This window comes from Streptomyces sp. NPDC052701, from assembly GCF_040678355.1.
Taxonomy (GTDB): domain Bacteria; phylum Actinomycetota; class Actinomycetes; order Streptomycetales; family Streptomycetaceae; genus Streptomyces.
In genome coordinates, this window is the sequence record NZ_JBFATO010000037.1 from 1 (window position 1) to 19,459 (window position 19,459).

Below are 19,459 nucleotides of genomic sequence, written 5' to 3' on the forward strand. Positions count from 1 at the left end.
CGTCCACAAGGCCGCCGACCTGCGGGAATGGGCGGCAGCCCAGGACTGGCTGACCATCTACTACCTGCCGCCCTACGCACCCGACCTCAACCCCGAGACAGGACTGACCATCAACCCCTGATCACCGAAGACGACATCACAAGTTCAACCTCAGTAGTCGGGGGAGGTGTCGAGCCACCGCGTCGGCGGTGGCCGCGTGGGCGGCTGCGGCCAGCGCGTGGCACCGGTAGGTTCCCAGGGCGAGGCGATGTCGGTGCTTGCGGCCGATTCTTTCCACGCTTCTGGTGTACACCGCACGTCCGGCCCGCGCCCTGGCGGGGCGCGGGCTTTGCCCAGGGTTTAGGGTCTGTCGTGTTCCGTGCGGTCAAGCTTCCCGATCGTTATGCGGGGATGCTCGGGTGGCGTGTGGTTGGGGTCCCTTACTGTCAGCGTCGTTGGCCAAGATGTACCCGGGTACAGGCCAACGACTTCAGTTGATGCGGCTGCCGTTGCATCGAATCCGTTGGGCCCGGTGACGTGGATGGTGAAGCGGTAGTAGGCACGTGCGCTGCCACTGTTAGTGACCTTGATCGGCACTGCCAGCGCGTCTCCGTGGACTGTCGGTGTATACACGGTCAGATCGTCCTTGCGCGTTACAGGGCTCCCGAAGTTCTCTTCTCCTTCGGGTATTCCTGTGACGGACGAAGAGGTGATCACCTTCCCCGGAGGTGCTGCCTCCCTTCGTTCACGTTCGGCCTTGTCCGCAGCTGACTTTGAGGGGAGAGGATCGAGAACTGCCGCAGACGGGCTCCTGTCCCCGGTCGATTGGTCCTGTCCCTGATTAGCCCCCTGCTGTCGCGCGCCGGTGTAGTCGGATCCACACCCCGTCAACAGGATCGCACTCGACAATGTGAAGGCCATGGCAGATGGCACGGTGGTACGCAGAAGCGCAGACATGGTCAGTCGCACGGCGCAACAGACCTGACTCGGTCGATGATCGGGACGCCATCTGACCACATAACCGCGGTCACCATGGAGCAGTTGTTCCAACCGGCATCGCGGTTTCCCTCACCCTTGACCGGTCCTGCGTACTGCGAGAAGGTGCCTTCGTCCACCTTGCATGACACACCGGTCTTGTTCGGGCACAGTTTGAGCTTCATATGCTTCGCCGTGCCGAGGTTGTTGTCGAACACTGCACAAGCCCCCGACACGCTGGTCGAGTTCTTCGTGTACGTGAACAGGGTGCCGAATCGGCGCTCGTCCGGGAGTCGCTCGGCGATCTCTAAAACGTACCCGGATCCGCACAGTGATGCGGTGGCGCGGACAGCGGCAGGGTCCTCCGCCGCGACAGCGCGCGTCTGGGCGTCACGGGCTCCGTTCTCGGAAAACTTCACGCTGGTTCCGGGGACGAGCATATTGCCACTTGAGGGGGCGTGGTCTTCGGCCAGGGCTTGCGGAGTAACGGCGAGGATGGAGACAAGTGCCGCAACCGGGGCTGCGGCGCGCGTCAATGTGCGCATGAAATCAGGTCCCTTCTTCGAGGATGTGCTGGTTAGAGGTAGGCTGCGGCCTTTTTGCGGCGGCTCGGAATGAACGGGTCGATGGATCCGGCGCCGGAGCCGGGGTCGGCATCCTCGCCACGGATTCGGCGAGCAAGACTGCCAAGCCTGCGATCACCAGGGCGAACGTTGATCTGAAAGTGGGACTCCTTGACCGGCTCCGCGTGTCCGCCCCAGCCGACAACGCCCTGGCATTCGGCGAGGATGTCCGCGATGACGACCTTCTCAAGGTCGGTCAGCCCGGTGCCCTTCTGTGCTCTCAGAGGGTAAAAGAGCGGGCGGATCGTGATGGCGGTACCGGACAGGTGATTCGACTCGAAGCCAGCACTCACGTTGCGGTTGGCGGTGTGCCCATGAACATCGCCGGGGCGGAGCATGTCGATCTCGTACGCGAATCGGCGGGCCACATACAACAACACGGTGGCCACGTCGCCCTTCAGCAGAGACACGTCCACGCCGGTGCCCTCGATGCGGAAGGTGCCGGTGTGGGTGTTGTCGACGACGGGCCAGCGGTTCTGTGTTCGTCTTCCCTGCCAGGTGCTCGGCTCAGGGGAGGCTGTGGCGTTGGTAATGCTGGTGAGGAGAACTCCCGCCGTGAGACCGGCGGTAAGGCCAAGAGTCTGTCGGCGCGTGAGTATGTGAGGGGTGTCGCTCAACTTGTGTGGTCCTTCCGGTAGTGGCGGTAGGCGTAGATCGCGAACGTCACCAGACAGCCTGTCAGCACGGCCATGCAGGTGAACAGAAGTGGATTGACCCAGCCGCTCACAAGTTCCTTTTGTTCACCGTTGTCCCAGTGGCAGGTAGCCTGCAGCGGAAAGGCGCGGTCCTCGAAGCGGTCGAAGCGGACGATGGGGTGCCTGTCAAAAAAGTCCGGACACGCCTGCGACGGGAAAGCAAAATGAACCTGAAACCAGCCGAGCAGGTAGCACAGGGTCCCGGTGGCAGTGGATGCTTTGAGCAGGCCGAGGAGCCGTCGCCCCTTCCGGAGACGTACAAAAGCCAGGCCGAAGCCGACAAAAAGCACCGCCAAGACCCAGGAACCCATCAGGCGGAACCGCCCGTGAACAGCCTGGCATGATTGGACTGCATTTTTGCCTGGCTCCGGGCCTCCAGCCCGGCCCGGGCGATCAGCTCATCCGCAAAACCAAGGCAGTATCTTTTCAGCTTGTCTTCCGGCAGAAGGTGGGAGAAGATCATTGTGACGCCTCCCGTCTGCTGTTCGAGGAAAATGCGTCCGACGTTGATAAGCGGATCATCGATCGACGTGAGAATGTGGAAAGCCGCGTCCGCCGCTGTGTTCCGCGAGCTGCTGAACCGCTTGGACAGGTAGTCCCTGAGCCGGGTTATTCCGCCGGTCTTTTCGTAGTGTTCACGCAGGGCCGTGGTGATTGCGACGCCTGACCGCATCTTCTCGGCCAGAAGGAACCCGTCGGCGTCTTCGACGAGGTCATTGAAGCCGAAGGACGATACCACGCCGATCTTGCCGAGGCGCTCGGTGCAGTAGGTGTACCCGTCGGCGTAGGAGTCAATGTCGCGGCGCCATTCGCCGTAGAACGTCATGGCGTCGCCGGCCCAACCGGCCACGTCACCCCGGTTGGCCTTGTACTTGTCGGACAAAGGTGGCTTGATCATGGCTCCGGCCGCGGTGGCCAGCAGGTGCTGTGGGCCCAGGGTCTGACCTGTGAAGGGGTCGGTGAAGTCGGACATCAGCTCGGCACCCCGGCTGTTGGCATAGTCGATGAATGCCCAGTCGACTTCGCTGATCAAGTCAGTCCACTCGCGCCCTGCATACCGCTTGTGGCGGTAGTAGTCCGTGACCAGCCGGTTCGGGTCGCCCTTTCCGTAGCTCTTGGCGAGGCTGTACAGCTGATCGATGTTCGCGAGGAAGTCGGCGGCGGGAGACACGGCACGGTTGACGTCCTTTTGCGCGGCATCGGAGCCAGAGCGATGGGCGTCGCGGTCCAGCGCGAACGTGTCAGTGCCGTTAGTGACCTTGTATTCCTTGATCTGGTTGAACGACCAGTTCGCTGGCAGCGGGAATCCGAGGTTCCCTGAGAAAGCCCAAGACATGCCTGAGACGAACGAATATGCCGCGTAGGTCTCTTTCGTCACCTGTGCGCACACGTTCCGGGAACCGTATACGCCGTGGACGTACCGCTTGCCCCTGGAGGCGAGGCCGGATGTCACCCCACGGAAGTAATCCAGGATGTGCGGCATGTCTGCCTGGGTGGCGTCGTAGTCGACAGCGAAGTAGATCACGGTGCCCCGATTAAAGCCGAATTGCACAGCTTGATCATGAGCGAACTGCGCGTGTCTGTATCCAGTTGCCCACTCGTACTCGGCCAGGCTTCTGCCGTTGTCCTGGAAGATGGGGAAGACACGCATCCCCGCCTTGAAGATGTTGTCGAGTTCACCCGGTTCCAGCATCTTGGATCCGCCGCCAGCCGAGGCCTCGTTAATGTACCGGCCGACATACCGATAGCCATCGGCGTACATCCGGGCAGCCCGGGACGGGGTGATCGTATATGCAGTGTCGGAAGCATTGACCGGCCGGTCAGGATCTCCCATGGATACAAGGAGCTGCGCCCACGTGGCGTAGTCGCCCTTCCCCGTGACGGAGAGTTGGGAGAACGTCTGGAAGGCCTTCACCCAGCCTTCGATGTCAGCGTCCCATGAATCAGTGAAGTGGGTCTGGGCGTCGGGCTCGCCGTACCCGGGGACAGGCTCGTTGAACACGCAGGCCGCAGAGAACAGTTGAACGAAAATACCGGACGATCCTGGCCCGACCGAGTGCGATTTGAGCCCGGCTTGCGTGCCGGGACCGAAGTTGCCGTTAGCGTCCGCTTCGGCGACGCCGAGCGCGAGCTGGATTGCCTTCATCAGCGACTGCTGCACGTCCCGGGAGTAGATCCCGTCGGCAGGGCTGATAGAGAAGGTCTTCTTCGTCCAGTAGTTCCTGTTCAGCCACTGCTGGATGGACCGTATCTTGTCCGTGCCGCCGGCGACGGTTGCGTATGCGTCCATGTTGAGGATGGCTTTGAGTACCTTGGCCTGTACTACGCCGCCGTCGTCAGGGAGGCCCATGTTGGCCTTCATCTTGCCGACCGCCGAGGCGGCGGTCGAGTCGAACTCAGCTAACGCTGTGTCACCGCCCCAGTATCCCTTGCAGAACAGGCCGTGACGGATGATCTTTACGATGTTGGCATTCTTCTTCCACCCGATGCCTATGGTTCCTAGCGCGGTGACCTTGGTCAGGGTGCCGTCACCGAAGTTGGCAACCACCGGGCTGATGCCAAGCTCATGCTGCAACCCCATCATGAGGGAGTACATGGTGGCCCAACCGGTATTTCCGTTCTCGGGACATTCCGCGTAACCCGGCACCTTGCCATATGTAGTGTTGACCCATTTCTGGGCAGCGAGGACCTTTTCATCGGCCATGTGACGGACTCTCCTAACGGTCCTAGAAGAAGACAAGCAGTTTGTGGGCGACATGCGTCAGCGCAAGTAGTGCGTGGCGAGTTGGGGGAAGAGTCGCGTCACAAGAATGATGAGGGCACGCCAGGCCGGATTCGACGTGCGCGATGGCCCGGCAAGTACGGCATGGCGATGCGTCCCCCTACTAGCGACTCCGGATCGCTGGATTACCGCCTGATCTGGCAACTTGGTCGGGCTGCCCGTGCGGAGATCACCATAAGCACAGACCAAGCCCTGGGCTCAAGGGGGGCAAGCTGTTCAGCTGAAAGAACGGCTTGAAAGGTTCGCGGCAACAGATCATTCATGACGCACGCGTCTCCAGTGCCTGACACGGCAGTTACTGAACGCTTCTCATCCTGTGTTCGCGAGTGATGGCGGCTGGTGGTCGGGGTGCGTGAAGCGGCAGGGCTCCTGGTCGTTGCGCTGGTGATCTCACTCGCCAACGTCTTGACACAGGAGCCCTGTTGGTCCCGTATCGAGCCATGCTCGACGTCCCGCACGAGGTCGTGGGGCACGTTTCCTGGCTGTTTTATGCCCGAAGGTGTGAGCTGGGCTCCCGCTGGCGCAGGCTGGGCTGCTTCCGGCAGGCCCTGCTGGTCCTGGTCCACCTACGCAAGAACGAGACCCTGGCCCGGGTCGCCGCGGGGTTCGGCGTCTCCACCGCGACCGCCGGCCGGTATGTGACCGAGACGGTCGACATCCTCGCCGAGCGCGCTCCGAGCCTGCACGAGGCTTTGCGCGAGCTGCCGCCGGAGGGATTCGTCATCCTCGACGGCACCCTGATCGCCTCCGACCGCATCGCGGCAGATGAACCGTACTATTCGATGAAGCACCGCCGTCACGGGATGAACGTGCGGGTCGTGGCCGCCCCGGACGGAACACCTCTGTAGTTCTCACGGGCACTGCCCGCCCGCACGCACGACCTGACCGCGGCCCGCGCACACGGGGTGATCCAAGCCTGCCTGTCCCGTCAGCTCCTCGTCCTGGCCGACCGGGCCTACCGCGGAGCCGGAGCCACCGTCCGCACCCCCTACTACGGCCGCGACCTTCCGGAGAAGTACGCCGAATTCAACCGCGACCATGCCCGACTGCGGGCGCCGGGGGAACGTGCCTTCGCCCGCCTCAAGCAGTGGCGGATCCCCCGCAAAGCCCGCTGCAGCACCACCCGGATCGGCCACACGGTCGCCGCCGTTCACGCCATCGAGGTCACCTGGTGCTCGGGATGAGAAGCGTTCAGTGGCTCGCGATGAAGGCCGAAGACCTGGAGCCGACCACGATCTACAACTACCAGGTGACCCTGGAGCGTGTGCGCGACGTGAAAGCCGGAATGGGTCTCGGGGATACGTCGGTGGACATGAGCCTGGCCAGGCTGAAGTATGCCCTGAACCGCGCTGTCACGCGCGGACTGGTGACCGTGAATGTGGCCAGCGAAGTGCACATCCCGCTGAAGACCCGCAAGGCGGAGCGGAAGACGAAGGCTGTCGTCCAGCCATGGAACGCCTCGGAGGTGGGCGCCTTCGTCGCTGCGGTGAAGGGGGACCGTCTGTACGCGCCGCTGCTGCTGTCCCTGATGGGGCTCCGTCCGGCGGAGGTCTGCGGCCTGAGGTGGTCGGACATCGACCTGAACGCCGGCACGCTAAACATCGCTAACACGCGGACCATGATGGGGAACCGCACGGTGGTGGAGGAGGACACGAAGAGCATGGCGGGGGAGCGCGTTTTGTCGCTCCCGAGCCTGGTGAGGGAGGCGCTGAAGACGTTCCGCGCCACGCAGGCAGTGGAACGCCTGGCGGCGGGTGAAGGCTATGAAGGCACCGGCTACGTACTCGTGAATGAACTTGGCGCCGCGCTGAACGGTCGGCAGTTGCGGGTGCGAGCATACAAGATCATGGACGAAAACGGCCTTCGCAGGGTCCGTCTGTACGATGCTCGGGCGTCTTGCCTCACGTACCTCGCCGCCAACGGCGTGCCGGATCACCTGCTTGTCATGTGGGCCGGGCACACGAACGTGAAGACGACGAAGAAGCGGTACGTGAAGCCGGACGTGGCGGACCTGCTTCCAGCGGCGGAGGCATGGGGGGTCTCGCAGGGGGCGTGTGACAGATCGTGACAGATGAAGGTGTGAACCCGTGAGCGAAGCCAAGATCGAAACGCTGCAATACCGCTTTGACGGGCCAGAAGACGCACCTGTCCTGATCTTGGGACCGTCCCTCGGTACCACCTGGCACATGTGGGACCGGCAGGTCCCCGAACTGGCCCAGCAGTGGCGGGTCTTCCGGTTCGACCTGCCGGGGCACGGCGGCGCCCCGGCGTACCCGGCCGGTTCGGTCGCCGATCTCACGGCGCGCCTGCTCGCCACGCTGGACGGGCTCGGCGTGCAGCGCTTCGGCTACGCGGGCTGCGCGCTCGGCGGGGCGGTCGGCATCGAGCTGGCCCTGCGGTATCCCGAGCGGCTCGCCTCGCTCGCGCTGATCGCCGCCTCGCCCCGCTTCGGCACGGCCGACGAGTTCCGGCAGCGCGGGGTGGTCGTCCGCACGAACGGCCTCGCCCCCATCGCCCGCACGGCGCCCGACCGCTGGTTCACCGGCGGGTTCGCGGCGGCACAGCCCGCGATCACCGAGTGGGCCGTGCAGATGGTGCGCACCACCGACCCCGGCTGCTACATCGCCGCCTGCGAGGCGCTCGCCTCCTTCGACGTACGGCCCGAACTCGCCCGGGTCGGCGTGCCCACGCTGGTCCTGGTCGGCTCCGACGACCAGGTCACCGGGCCCGCCGAGGCCCGTACCCTGGTCGCCGGCATCCCGGACGCCCGCCTGGCCGTCGTCCCCGGCGCCTCCCACCTGGTGCCGGTGGAGCAGCCGGCGGCCGTCACCGACCTGCTGGTCCGGCACTTCTCCACCGCCTGGCAGCCCGCCCACGACTCCTCCACCGGCCAGACGGTCCTGCCCGCGGCGGCCGTCGGACAGGTCCTGGCCGCGGTACCGCCGCAGACCGGGCCCGTCGCCGAGATCGCCCCGGCCGCCGTGCCGCCGCAGGCCCAGGAGCGGCCCGACCCGTACGACGTCGGGATCAAGGTCCGCCGCGAGGTGCTGGGCGACGCGCACGTCGACCGGGCCCTCGCCCAGGCCGACGCCTTCTCGGGGGACTTCCAGGAGTTCGTCACCCGCTACGCCTGGGGCGAGATCTGGGACCGGCCCGGCCTGGACCGGCGCACCCGCAGCTGCGTCACGCTCACCGCCCTGGTCGCCGGCGGCCACCTGGAGGAGCTCGCGTTCCACACCAGGGCCGCCCTGCGCAACGGCCTGACCCCGGACGAGATCAAGGAGGTCCTGCTGCAGACGGCCGTCTACTGCGGCGTACCGGCGGCGAACAGCGCGTTCCGGGTGGCCCAGCAGGTCGTCCGCGAGGAGACCACGCCCCAGGAGTGAGCACCCGTACCGGGCACGCGCCAGGATGGACCCATGAAACTCACGAAGAAGTCGCACGCCTGCGTCCGCCTCGAGAAGGACGGGCAGACGCTCGTCCTGGACCCCGGGGGATTCAGCGAGGAGGACGCCGCGCTCGGCGCGGACGCGATCCTCGTCACCCACGAGCATCCCGACCACTTCGACGAGTTCCGGCTGCGCGCGGCGATGGAGAACAACCCGGCCGCGCGGATCTGGACCCTCAGGGCCGTCGCGGAGAGGATCTCCCCGGCCTTCCCGGGCCGGGTCCACACCGTCGGCCACGGTGACACCTTCACCGCCGCGGGCTTCGAGGTGCAGGTGCACGGCGAGCTGCACGCCGTGATCCACCCGGACATCCCGCGCGTCACCAACGTCGGCTACCTCGTCGACGGGGGCAAGGTCTTCCACCCGGGTGACGCCCTCACCGTCCCGGACCACCCGGTGGAGACGCTGATGCTGCCGGTCATGGCCCCGTGGAACAAGATCTCCGAGGTCATCGACTACGTCCGCGAGGTCGGGCCGCAGCGTGCCTACGACATCCACGACGCCCTCCTGACCGACCTCGCCCGCCCGGTCTACGACCGCCAGATCGGCGCCCTGGGCGGCGCGGAGCACCTGCGGCTGACGCCGGGGGAGTCCACCGAGGTGTGAGGCGCCCGGGCGGGGCGGCGCTGTCGGTCCCGCCCGGTAGGTTGTGGGGCATGCGCATCGCGACCTGGAACGTGAACTCGATCACCGCCCGCCTGCCGAGGCTCCTGGCCTGGCTGGAGAGCAGCGGCACGGACGTGCTGTGCCTCCAGGAGGCCAAGGTCGCCGAGGACCACTTCCCGTTCGAGGAGCTGCGCGAGCGGGGCTACGAGGCGGCCGTGCACGCGACCGGCCGGTGGAACGGCGTCGCGGTGCTCTCCCGCGTCGGCCTGGAGGACGTCGTCAAGGGCCTGCCCGGCGAGCCCGCCTACGACGGCGTGGTGGAGCCCCGCGCCGTCTCCGCCACCTGCGGCCCGGTCCGCGTCTGGTCGGTGTACGTGCCGAACGGCCGCGAGGTGGACCACCCCCACTACGCCTACAAGCTCCGCTGGTTCGAGGCCCTGAAGGCGGCCGTCGCCGGTGACGCGGGCGGCACCCGTCCCTTCGCGGTGCTGGGCGACTACAACGTGGCGCCGACGGACGACGACGTCTTCGACGTGTCCGCCTTCGAGGGCTCCACCCACGTCACCGCCGCCGAGCGCGCGGCCCTCGCCTCCCTGCGCGAGACGGGCCTGTCCGACATCGTCCCGCGCCCCTTGAAGTACGAGCACCCCTACACGTACTGGGACTACCGCCAGCTCGGCTTCCCCAAGAACCGCGGCATGCGCATCGACCTGGTGTACGGCAACGCGCCGTTCGCGAAGGCCGTCGAGGACGCCTACGTCGACCGCGAGGAGCGCAAGGGCAAGGGCGCCTCGGACCACGCCCCGGTCGTGGTGGACCTGGCCGTCTAGACCGCGGCGTCCGGGGCCTCACAGCAGCCGCAGATCGACCGACGCGGCCAGCGCGGCCAGCCCCGCGTCGCCGGGGTGCAGATGGTCCCCGCTGTCGTACGCGGGCAGCATCCGCGCCGGCCGCCGCGGATCGCGCACCACGGCGTCGAAGTCGAGCACGCCGTCGAAGACGCCGGCGGCGCGCTCGCGGATCCAGGCGTTCACCGCGACCCGCTCGGCGTCGACGGCGGGCGTGCACCGGGCCTCGCCCTCGCACGGCAGGATCGTCGCCACCAGCATCCGCAGCCCCCGGGCGCGCCCCCGCGCGGCCAGCTCCCGCAGCCCGGCGATCACCTGCTGCGCCGGGGTGCCCCAGCGCACGTCGTTGACGCCCTCGAACACCACCGCCGTACGGGCCGACGTCTGGGCGAGGACGTCCCGGTCGAAGCGGTGCAGGGCGCTCACCCCGGCCGTGTCCGTGGAGACCCCGTCGCCGGGGTAGCGGTCGGTGACCACACGGTTTCCCGAGATCCCCTGGTTCAGCACCCCGTAGTGCGGGACCACGCTCTGGCCGAGCAGCCGCCCGGCCAGCACATCGGGCCAGCGCCGGTTCGCGTCCGGCGTGGACTTGTCGCCGTCCGTGATCGAGTCCCCGAGCAGCACCACCGACCCCGGTCCGCCGCCCACGTCGACGCCGGTCAGCAGCGGCCAGGTCGTCAGCGTCGAGGTGTACGGCGCCGCGGTGCCGTCCGCCGCGTGGTCGCCCGCCGCGCTCAGGTACGACCGCTGTGCCGCGAGCCGGTGCAGGGGCGCCGCCGGCACCGGGCCGGGCAGATGGAAACTCACCAGCAGGTTGGCGTCCGCGGGCACCGCGAACCGGACGGGATCGCTGTACGCCTGCGCCCCGGCCGGGATCCGCACGCCCGCCGCGCCCCGGAAGGACAGCGGCACCGGCGTACCGCGCGCCGCCGCGCCCGCCGCCTGCACCGCCACCGTCGCGCTCCCGATCCGCACCGGCGCCGAGGCGAAGGTGTTGTCGAACCGCACCCGCACCCGCGGCCCGCCGGCCGACGTGTGCACCACCAGCCGCAGCGTCCGGTCGGTCCACGGCCCCACCGCCGCGTGGCCCGACGTCGCGGCCGCCCAGCTGCCCGTCCAGCCGGACGCGGCGGGCCGTACCGACAGCGCGAAGACGTGCAGGCCGGACGCCTTCGGCAGCCGTACCGAGGCGACCCGGCGTCCCGGCACCAGCGGCACCGTCACCACGTACAGCCGGGCCCGCTCGGCGAGTTGGCCGCCGGGCGTGTTGACGTGCGGCAGGGCCACCGCCTTCGTGGCGAGCGGGCCGGTGCGCCAGTCGGGCGCGGTCAGCCGGTACGCGGAGGCGGTGCCGTCGGCGTACCCGACCGTGCCCGAACCGGTCACCGCCCGGCCGCCGGTGCCCGCCACCAGGAAGGCCAGGGCGTCGCCACGTCCGGTGATCCGCACCCGCTGCCCGTCGGCCCGCACGTTGTCCGGTTCGCCCGGCTGCCGCCGCGGCCAGGTCAGCCGCGCCCCCTGCACGGTCAGCGCGCGGCCCGGCGTCCAGCCCGCGGCCGCGAGGTCCCGTGCCGACAGGGAAGCACCGGAGCCGTCGAAGTCCGCCCCGCCGGGCCGGGCGTCGTCGCTGACGGCCGTGTTGTCGAACAGCCGCTCCAACGGCAGCGGCACGGACCGCTGCCCGGCGGCGTGTGCCGCCCCGGCCGTCACCGGGAACGCCGACAGGGCCAGTACCACCGCGATTCCCCGGACACCTCGGCGCACGGCCGACTCCTCCCGCTCACCGACGAAGCAAGACCAGCGGCACGACCCGGCGGCACGACCGGGCGACGGGGCCCGGCGGCAGGCGAGGAGAGCCGTGACGAAAGACGCACCGTGAAGCTAGGGAGACACCGGGGGTCCGTCAACGCGCCGTGCGCGAACTCGGCGTGAATCCGACGGGAACCGGCGGCCCGCGCGCCTGTGGTGCACGGGACGGTACGAATGACAGGCTGGACGTATGAACATCCCTTTCCTGGGCCACCGGCGCAAGAAGCTCGGGGTTCCCGACGCCGAGGGCATCGCGGAGCTCCTCGCCGAGTGCGAACTGCTGCGCTCCCAGGCGTCCCGGGCGGGTTTCCGGCTGGACGACTCCGCGGCCTCGCTGGAGGCGCTGGACCAGCTGGTGCCGCGCTGGCGGGACGACGAGGAGATCCTGCCCTGGCTCGGCAACGACGCCGGTCTCTACCTGGGCACCGTGATCGTGCGCACCGTACCGGGCGCCGTCTGGGAGATCAGGTCCGACGGGCAGCCCGTGGTACGGCTCGGCTCCGGGCGGGAGTTCGACGTCGTGGCGTTTGGACACGAGTGGGCCGGCAGCGGTGTCCCCGAGCTCTCGCAGCTGTACGCGGAGGTCGCCGAGGCGTGACCCCTCCGCGTCCGCCAGTCGGAATTCGCCGTAAATACGGCTAATGTCCGAAAGGTGCGTGTCGGGGAGCCGAGCGGAGGCCGCCTGGATACGTTGCGGCAACCACCGCACAGCCGGGAGCGAGGAGGGCCGGGCATGGCCATGGATCCGCTGATCGAGCTGCGTGACGTCAACGAGTACTTCGGGGAGCTGCATGTCCTCCAGGACATCGACCTCGGCGTCGGCAGGGGGGAGGTGGTCGTGGTCATCGGCCCGTCCGGCTCGGGGAAGTCGACCCTGTGCCGGGCGATCAACCGGCCGGAGCCCGTCCGGTCCGGCACGATCGTCCTCGACGGACAGCCCCTGCCGGACGAGGGCAAGGTCCTGGCGCGGAGAGGTCCTGGAGGTCGTGCGGCAGCCGGCCCGGGAGGACATGACCATGATCGTCGTCACGCACGAGACGGGCTTCGCCCGCTCGGCCGCCCACCGTGTCGTCTTCATGGCCGACGGCCGCATCGTCGAGGACCGCACGCCCGACGAGTTCTTCACCGACCCGCACGGCGACCGGGCCCGGGACCTCCTCTCCAAGATCCTCAGCCACTGAACGGACCGACGCGGGGAGACCCCTAGCGCCGGACCTCGACTAGGATGAGCCCTTCATCCCGTCGGACGACGGTGACTTCGCCGATCCGGCCGGCAGGCGCGTGCCGCTCGCCCGGTCCGCAAACCGGGCGGCCCGGCGGGAGCGGGGCAGGCCCCGGCCGCGGTGGCGGAGGCACCGGCGTACGGGCGGAGCCCCCGCGGTCCGTCGACCGCAGGGGTGGCGGTTCACATCGGCGAGGCCCGTCCGGCGGCAGCCGCAGATCACTGCTCGCGCAGCGGAATCGACACGTACGACGGGTCGTTCGCCGGCGAGGAGAAGGTCAGCTGCGCGCCGGACGGGTTGTGCCCGGTGCGGAGCGGGCCGACCGCGCCGACGACCGGGGCGGGACCCGTGCCGGCGCAAAGCGGCCGGACGGTCGCCCCGGCCCCTCGTCACCGGTGACCCGTCGACGAGTCACGTGCGGTGACGGCCCTGGGGAGGCGGGGGAGCTCAGGAGGCCCGGTGGGAGGTGCGCGGAGCCGCGGCGGGAAGAGGGCTCCGGGCCGCGCGCGTCACGTCCGCGACGAGTTCGACGACGTCCGGGCCGTACGCCTGCGGGTTGACGACCTTCAGCAGCAGCGCGAACGAGTGGGAGCCGTACTTGCGGGCGAGCCGCTCGTGGTGGCGGGCCAGGTGGCGGGCCGCGGCCTGGTTGGTGATCGCGGTCTGGCCGCAGAGCAGGAAGACGGGCCGGGTGTTCTCGCTCTGTCCCGCGGTGAGCCGGGCGAGCAGGACGTACTCCTCCCTGCCGGCGTCCAGACGGTAGCGCTCCGAACCGATCAGGAAGGCGCCCCGGTCCGGGCCGGGTTCGGCATCGACGTTCACCCGGACACCGGGGAGCAGGGAGGAGAGGTGCGCCGTCATGCGGCGGTTCGAGGCCGGGCCTCCCACGCAGAACTCCGTGCGCTCGCCGAAACCCTGACGCGCCGTGTCGTGCGGGAGGACCTGCGCGTGCGCGTTGCAGTCCTTGATCAGCGCGGCGAGTTCGAGCAGCGCGAACACGTCGTGCCGCATCACCGCCAGTTCGGGCCCGGCGGCGCCCCGGTTCACCACGAGCAGCGACTCGGAGTTGTCGGGCAGCCCGAAGAACGCCTGCTTGCGCCGGAGTTTCCGCTTCCACACATAGGTGCGGCCCACCCAGCCGAGCGCGGCGCTGATGCCGGCCGCCAGCACGCCCAGGACGATGTTGCGGACGTCGTCGTTCATGGGCGCGCATGGTAGCGGGCGAACGCAAACCCGCGTTCGAAACGCCCTGACGGTGGTTGACTGACGCGGGCAGGGCGATCGATTAGGCTGCGCGGACGGCTCTTCACTGGAGGTGCGGATGCGTCGCCCTGTCGCACGGAGTCTTGCGGTCCTGGCGGTCTCGGCCGCCGTGGCGGCGGTGGGGGCGGCGGCGCCGCCCGCCGACCGCGGCAGCCCCGCCGGGAGCCCCGCCGAGAAGGTCCCGGTCGCCACCGGATACGGCGGCGCGGTCGCGAGCGTCGACGCGGACGCCTCCGCGGCCGGGATCGAGGTCCTGAGGAAGGGCGGCAACGCCGTCGACGCGGCCGTCGCCACCGCCGCGGCGCTCGGCGTCACCGAGCCCTACTCGGCCGGCATCGGCGGGGGCGGCTACTTCGTCTACTACGACGCCCGCTCCCGCACGGTCCACACCGTCGACGGCCGCGAGACCGCGCCCCTGACCGCCGACGCCGGCCTCTTCGTCGAGAACGGCACGCCCCTGCCCTTCGCCGAAGCCGTCAGCAGCGGCCTCGCCGTCGGCACCCCGGGCACGCCCGCCACCTGGCGGACGGTACTGGACCGGTGGGGCAGCAAGCGGCTCGGCACGCTGCTGGAGCCCGCCGAGCGGCTGGCCCGTGACGGCTTCACCGTCGACGCCACCTTCCGCGAGCAGACCGCAGCCAACGAGACCCGGTTCCGCTACTTCCCGGACACCGCCGAACTGTTCCTGCCGGGCGGCCGGCTGCCCGCCGTCGGCTCCACCTTCAAGAACCCCGACCTGGCCCGCACCTACGACGAGCTGGCCCGCAAGGGCGTCGGCGCGCTCTACCGGGGCGACCTCGCCCAGGACATCGTCGACACGGTCAACAAGCCCCCGGTGGACCCGGCCTCCGGCTGGAACGCCCGTCCCGGCGAGCTGTCCGCCAAGGACCTGGCCGCCTACCGCACCAGGCTCCAGGCACCCACCAGGACCTCCTACCGGGGCCTCGGCGTCTACTCCATGGCCCCCTCCTCCTCCGGCGGCACCACGGTCGGCGAGGCGCTCAACATCCTGGAGCGGACCGACCTGTCGAAGGCGAGCGAGGTGCGGTACCTGCACCGCTTCATCGAGGCGAGCCGCATCGCCTTCGCGGACCGGGGGCGCTGGGTCGGCGACCCCGCCTTCGAGGACGTACCGACGAGGGAACTGCTCTCGCAGCGGTACGCCGACTCGCGGGAGTGCCTCATCAGGGACGACGCGGTGCTCACCAGCCCGGTCGCGCCCGGCGACCCGCGCGACCCGGCGCCCTGCGCCACCGGCGGCACGGCGGCCCCGACGACGTACGAGGGCGACAGCACCACGCACCTGACGGTCGCCGACAAGTGGGGCAACGTCGTCGCCTACACGCTCACCATCGAGCAGACCGGCGGCAGCGGCATCACCGTGCCCGGGCGCGGGTTCCTCCTCAACAACGAGCTGACGGACTTCTCCTTCGCGCCGGCCGACCCGGCCGTGCACGACCCGAACCTGCCGGGCCCGGGCAAGCGGCCCCGCTCGTCGATGTCGCCGACCATCGTGCTCGACCGGCACGGCAAGCCGGTGGTGGCACTCGGTTCACCGGGCGGCGCGACCATCATCACCACCGTCCTGCAGACCCTGACCGGGTTCCTCGACCGCGGCCTGCCGCTCGTCGACGCGATCGCCGCGCCGCGCGCCAGCCAGCGCAACGCGGCCCGGACGGAGCTCGAACCCGGCCTGTACGACAGCGGCCTGAGGGAGCGACTGGAGGCCATCGGGCACTCCTTCCGGCTCACCCCGGAGATCGGCGCGGCGACGGCCGTGCAGCGGCTGGCGGGCGGGAAGTGGCTCGCCGCGGCGGAGAGGACGCGCAGGGGCGGCGGCTCGGCGATGGTGGTGCGTCCGGCACGGTAGGGGCCGCGCCCCCGGGGGCGCCCCGCCGTACGAGGCAGGTCCGCGGGCCCGGTGACACGACGTCACCGGGCCCGCAGACCTCACAGTTCGGGGGCGGGCGTCTCCTGCGCGCGGAACGCCAGGCGGCCGTCCGCGACGTCCACCGTCACCCGGCCGCCCTCCTCGACACGGCCGTCCAGCAGCAGCCGGGACAGCTCGTTGTCCACCTCCCGCTGGATGGTGCGGCGCAGCGGGCGGGCACCGTACTCCGGCTGGTAACCGCGCCGCGCCAGCCAGTCCACGGCCGCGTCGGTGAAGTCGACCGTGACGTCCTGGGCGCGCAGCAGACGGCGGGTCCGCTCCAGCAGCAGGTCGGTGATCCGGCGCAGTTGCTCCTGCGTCAGCTGGCGGAAGACCACGATCTCGTCGATGCGGTTGAGGAACTCGGGCCGGAAGTGCTCGCGCAGCGGCCGCAGGACCTGCTCGCGCCGCGCCTCCTCGTCCGCGTCCGAGCCGCCCGCCGCGAAGCCCAGCACGGCACCGCGCCGGGTGATCGCCTCCGAGCCGAGGTTGCTGGTCATCACGATGACGGTGTTGGTGAAGTCCACCGTCCGGCCCTGGGAGTCGGTGAGCCGGCCATCGTCGAGCACCTGGAGCAGGATGTTGAAGACGTCCGGGTGGGCCTTCTCCACCTCGTCCAGGAGCAGCAGCGAGTAGGGGTGCCTGCGCACCACCTCGGTCAGCTGCCCGGCCTCCTCGTGGCCGACGTACCCGGGCGGGGCGCCGACCAGGCGGCTGACCGTGTGCCGCTCCTGGTACTCGCTCATGTCCAGGCGGACCATGCGGTCCTCGCTGCCGAACAGCGCCTCGGCCAGCGCGCGGGCCAGCTCCGTCTTGCCGACGCCCGTCGGCCCGAGGAAGAGGAAGCTGCCGATCGGCCGGTCGGGGCTGGCGAGCCCGGCGCGCGAGCGCAGCACCGCGTCCGAGACGACGCGCACCGCCTCCTCCTGGCCGATCACGCGCTGGTGCAGGTGCCGCTCCAGGCCGAGCAGACGGTCCTTCTCCTCCTCGGTGAGACGGCTGACCGGGATGCCGGTCTGCCGGGACACCACCTCGGCGATCGCCTCCGCGTCGACCACCAGGTCCTGCCCCTCGTCGACCTCGCCGTCCCCGCCGGCCTGCGCGATCCGCCGCTTCAGTTCGACGATGCGGTCCCTGAGCTGCGTGGCCTGCTCGTACTGCTCGTCCGCGACCGCCTGGTCCTTGTCCCGGACCAGCTGTTCGACCTCGCGCTCCATGGACCGCACGTCCGAGCCCTTCGTGCGGGCGCGCAGCCGCACCCGGGCACCGGCCTGGTCGATCAGGTCGATCGCCTTGTCCGGCAGACGGCGGTCGGTGAGGTACCGGTCGGACAGCTCCACGGCCGCCACCAGCGCCTCGTCGGTGTAACGGACCTGGTGGTGGGCCTCGTACCGGTCCTGCAGGCCCCGCAGGATCTCGATCGCGTCCGCCGGCGCCGGCTCCGGCACCATGATGGGCTGGAAGCGGCGGGCGAGGGCCGCGTCCTTCTCGATGCGGCGGTACTCCTCCAGCGTGGTCGCGCCCACGACGTGCAGCTCGCCGCGGGCCAGGGCGGGCTTGAGGATGTTGCCGGCGTCCATCGACCCGCCGTCACCGCCGCCACCGCCCCCGGCGCCCACCACGGTGTGCAGTTCGTCGATGAAGACGACCAGCCGGTCGGAGTGGCTGCGGATCTCCTCGACGATGGTGTTCATCCGCTCCTCGAAGTCGCCCCGGTAGCGGGTGCCCGCGACGACCCCCGTCAGGTCCAGGGCGACCACCCGCCGCCCGGTGAGGACGTCCGGCACGTCGCCCTCGGCGATGCGCTGCGCCAGCCCCTCCACCACGGCGGTCTTGCCGACGCCCGCGTCGCCGATCAGCACCGGGTTGTTCTTGCCGCGCCGGGAGAGCACCTCGACGGTCTGCTCGATCTCCTTCTCCCGCCCGATCACCGGGTCGATCCGGCCCTGCCGGGCCAGGTCGGTGAGGTCGCGGCCGTACTTGTCCAGGGTCGGCGTGTTCGTGGGCCGCGGTCGTTCGGCGCGGGGCTGGGAGGCCTCCGGCGACTCCTGGGGCAGGCTGGACGGCGCGAACCGGGCCGCGTTCAGGATGTGCCCGGCGGCCGAGTCGGGGTTCGCCGCGAGCGCGCTGAGCACGTGCTCCGGGCCGATGTACCCGTACCCGCGGGCCCGGGCCATGTCGTGCGCGTCCAGCAGGGCGCGCTTGGCGGCCGGGGTCAGCGAGAGCGAGGTCGGCGGCGGCGTGTCGGACGCGCCGTGCCGGACCGGTCCCGAGCGCTCGTCGATCGCCGAGGCCAGCGAGTCGGGATCCGCGCCCGCCCGGCTGAGCAGACTGCGGGTCGGTTCGGTGGAGAGGGCGGCCCGCAGCAGGTGCTCGGTGTCCAGGTCCCGGCTGCCGTGCTCGGCGGCGTACTGAGCGGCCCCGCGCACGAGCTCCCGTGCCGGCTGGCTCAGCAGTCGCCCGAGGTCGATCTGGCGCGGGCGGGGACCGCCGAAGAACCGGGCGAGGAAGTCTGCGAAGGGATCGCCCTCCGGGCCGATGAAACCGCTCGTCATCGCTATCCGTTCCTTCGCTGTCGACGTGCCGGGGCCGGGTAACCCGGTCCGGGCTCGCTCATGCCACGATGACACGTTCCGTTTCGCCGGGCATGTTAGGCAAGAGGGGGTATCGACAGGTTTCGTGCCGGATTGCGGTGGTGCGCTGCCCGGCGGTACGGGCGCCGCGGCCCGTACCGGCGGGCACGGCCGACCGGTCACCGCTTCGGGCGGCTCCTTCCCGGCGCCCCGGACCGCGCCGCCGGCCGTCGCGCCGCCGGCCGTTGCACCGTCGGCCGTCTCGTCGCCGGCCGTTGCTCCGCCGGTACGTGGCTCCGTCGGGACGTCGCTCCGCCTGCTCAGCGCCCCGCCGGCTCGACGGCCATCAGCCGGGTGAAGTACCCGTCCGGCATTCCCTCGCCGACGGGGCGGCCCTCCGCCTCGATCCAGGCGTGCGCGCCGAAGGGCGGGACGACGCGGGCCCCGGCGCACCAGGTGGGCCACACGCCCCGGAGCCGGCACAGCAGCGCGGCGCCCAGGGAACGCGGCAGACACCCCTGGGACCGGCGCAGCGCAGGCTGACGGCGCACATGGCGTCCCGCGCGTCACGGGCCTGCTCCCTGCTCCCTGGTCGCGGGCGCGGCCCCGCGGCGCGGGACGCACAGGACGGCGCGGATGCGGCGGAGCGGCAGCAGGCCGAGGCGGACTGCGGGGAGCAAGAGGAGGCGGGCGGCCGCTCCAGG

Annotated in this window: 14 protein-coding genes and 3 pseudogenes; 9 read left to right on the forward strand and 8 right to left on the reverse strand. The window is 70.0% G+C overall.

Annotated elements, in window-relative coordinates:
• Window positions 1-121, forward strand: a 121-nt coding sequence (locus tag AB0L29_RS29675; protein ID WP_365831484.1) for a transposase, incomplete at its 5' end; no start/stop codon positions are given.
• An 817-nt stretch (window positions 122-938) separates the two neighbouring features.
• Here AB0L29_RS29675 and AB0L29_RS29680 read toward each other — a convergent pair.
• The 4 genes from AB0L29_RS29680 to AB0L29_RS29695 are packed head-to-tail and all read right to left on the reverse strand — an operon-like array spanning window position 939 to window position 4,976.
• Window positions 939-1,499, reverse strand: coding sequence for a hypothetical protein (locus AB0L29_RS29680; RefSeq protein ID WP_365831372.1), 561 nt, complete (start codon window positions 1,497-1,499; stop codon window positions 939-941).
• A gap of 32 nt (window positions 1,500-1,531) precedes the next feature.
• Complete coding sequence (locus tag AB0L29_RS29685) at window positions 1,532-2,194, reverse strand: hypothetical protein (RefSeq protein WP_365831374.1); 663 nt, start codon at window positions 2,192-2,194, stop codon at window positions 1,532-1,534.
• A complete protein-coding gene (locus AB0L29_RS29690; RefSeq protein ID WP_365831376.1) occupies window positions 2,191-2,583 on the reverse strand; it encodes a hypothetical protein in 393 nt (130 codons plus the stop codon). Before AB0L29_RS29690 ends, AB0L29_RS29685 begins: the two co-directional genes overlap by 4 nt.
• Complete coding sequence (locus AB0L29_RS29695) at window positions 2,583-4,976, reverse strand: glycoside hydrolase domain-containing protein (protein ID WP_365831377.1); 2,394 nt, start codon at window positions 4,974-4,976, stop codon at window positions 2,583-2,585. The genes AB0L29_RS29690 and AB0L29_RS29695 overlap by 1 nt, the downstream gene beginning before the upstream one ends.
• A gap of 518 nt (window positions 4,977-5,494) precedes the next feature.
• Here AB0L29_RS29695 and AB0L29_RS29700 point away from each other — a divergent pair.
• From AB0L29_RS29700 to AB0L29_RS29720, 5 genes and pseudogenes are all read left to right on the forward strand, one after another.
• Window positions 5,495-6,238 (forward strand): annotated as a pseudogene (locus AB0L29_RS29700) (transposase family protein).
• A 20-nt stretch (window positions 6,239-6,258) separates the two neighbouring features.
• Window positions 6,259-7,122, forward strand: a complete 864-nt coding sequence (locus tag AB0L29_RS29705; RefSeq protein ID WP_365831379.1) for a tyrosine-type recombinase/integrase — start codon at window positions 6,259-6,261, stop codon at window positions 7,120-7,122.
• Window positions 7,123-7,141: 19 nt separating this feature from the next.
• Window positions 7,142-8,440 (forward strand): 4-carboxymuconolactone decarboxylase, encoded by a 1,299-nt coding sequence (gene pcaC, locus AB0L29_RS29710; protein WP_365831381.1) that lies wholly within the window; start codon window positions 7,142-7,144, stop codon window positions 8,438-8,440.
• A 33-nt stretch (window positions 8,441-8,473) separates the two neighbouring features.
• Complete coding sequence (locus AB0L29_RS29715) at window positions 8,474-9,109, forward strand: MBL fold metallo-hydrolase (RefSeq protein ID WP_365831383.1); 636 nt, start codon at window positions 8,474-8,476, stop codon at window positions 9,107-9,109.
• A 50-nt stretch (window positions 9,110-9,159) separates the two neighbouring features.
• The gene (locus AB0L29_RS29720; RefSeq protein ID WP_365831385.1) at window positions 9,160-9,939 is read left to right on the forward strand and encodes an exodeoxyribonuclease III; all 780 of its coding nucleotides are present in this window, start codon (window positions 9,160-9,162) and stop codon (window positions 9,937-9,939) included.
• An 18-nt stretch (window positions 9,940-9,957) separates the two neighbouring features.
• Here the strand turns inward: AB0L29_RS29720 and AB0L29_RS29725 are convergent, their stop codons facing one another.
• Window positions 9,958-11,721, reverse strand: coding sequence for an SGNH/GDSL hydrolase family protein (locus AB0L29_RS29725; RefSeq protein WP_365831387.1), 1,764 nt, complete (start codon window positions 11,719-11,721; stop codon window positions 9,958-9,960).
• A 235-nt stretch (window positions 11,722-11,956) separates the two neighbouring features.
• Here AB0L29_RS29725 and AB0L29_RS29730 point away from each other — a divergent pair, with 235 nt between their 5' ends.
• Window positions 11,957-12,364, forward strand: a complete 408-nt coding sequence (locus AB0L29_RS29730) for a DUF6278 family protein (RefSeq protein WP_365831389.1) — start codon at window positions 11,957-11,959, stop codon at window positions 12,362-12,364.
• 135 nt (window positions 12,365-12,499) lie between these two features.
• A pseudogene (locus AB0L29_RS29735) lies at window positions 12,500-12,947 on the forward strand (ATP-binding cassette domain-containing protein).
• 489 nt (window positions 12,948-13,436) lie between these two features.
• Here AB0L29_RS29735 and AB0L29_RS29740 read toward each other — a convergent pair.
• The gene (locus tag AB0L29_RS29740) at window positions 13,437-14,192 is read right to left on the reverse strand and encodes a hypothetical protein (protein WP_365831391.1); all 756 of its coding nucleotides are present in this window, start codon (window positions 14,190-14,192) and stop codon (window positions 13,437-13,439) included.
• Window positions 14,193-14,310: 118 nt separating this feature from the next.
• On the opposite strand from AB0L29_RS29740, the gene ggt reads away from it, so the two are divergent.
• Window positions 14,311-16,122 carry a gamma-glutamyltransferase gene (gene ggt, locus AB0L29_RS29745; RefSeq protein WP_365831393.1) on the forward strand — a complete coding sequence of 604 codons (1,812 nt, stop codon included), beginning with the start codon at window positions 14,311-14,313 and terminating at the stop codon, window positions 16,120-16,122.
• Window positions 16,123-16,202: 80 nt separating this feature from the next.
• Here the strand turns inward: ggt and AB0L29_RS29750 are convergent, their stop codons facing one another.
• Both AB0L29_RS29750 and AB0L29_RS29755 read right to left on the reverse strand, forming a co-directional pair.
• Window positions 16,203-18,737, reverse strand: coding sequence for an ATP-dependent Clp protease ATP-binding subunit (locus tag AB0L29_RS29750; RefSeq protein WP_365831395.1), 2,535 nt, complete (start codon window positions 18,735-18,737; stop codon window positions 16,203-16,205).
• A gap of 338 nt (window positions 18,738-19,075) precedes the next feature.
• A pseudogene (locus AB0L29_RS29755) lies at window positions 19,076-19,450 on the reverse strand (lasso peptide biosynthesis B2 protein); the annotation flags it as partial.
• Between the last annotated feature and the right edge of the window lie 9 nt (window positions 19,451-19,459).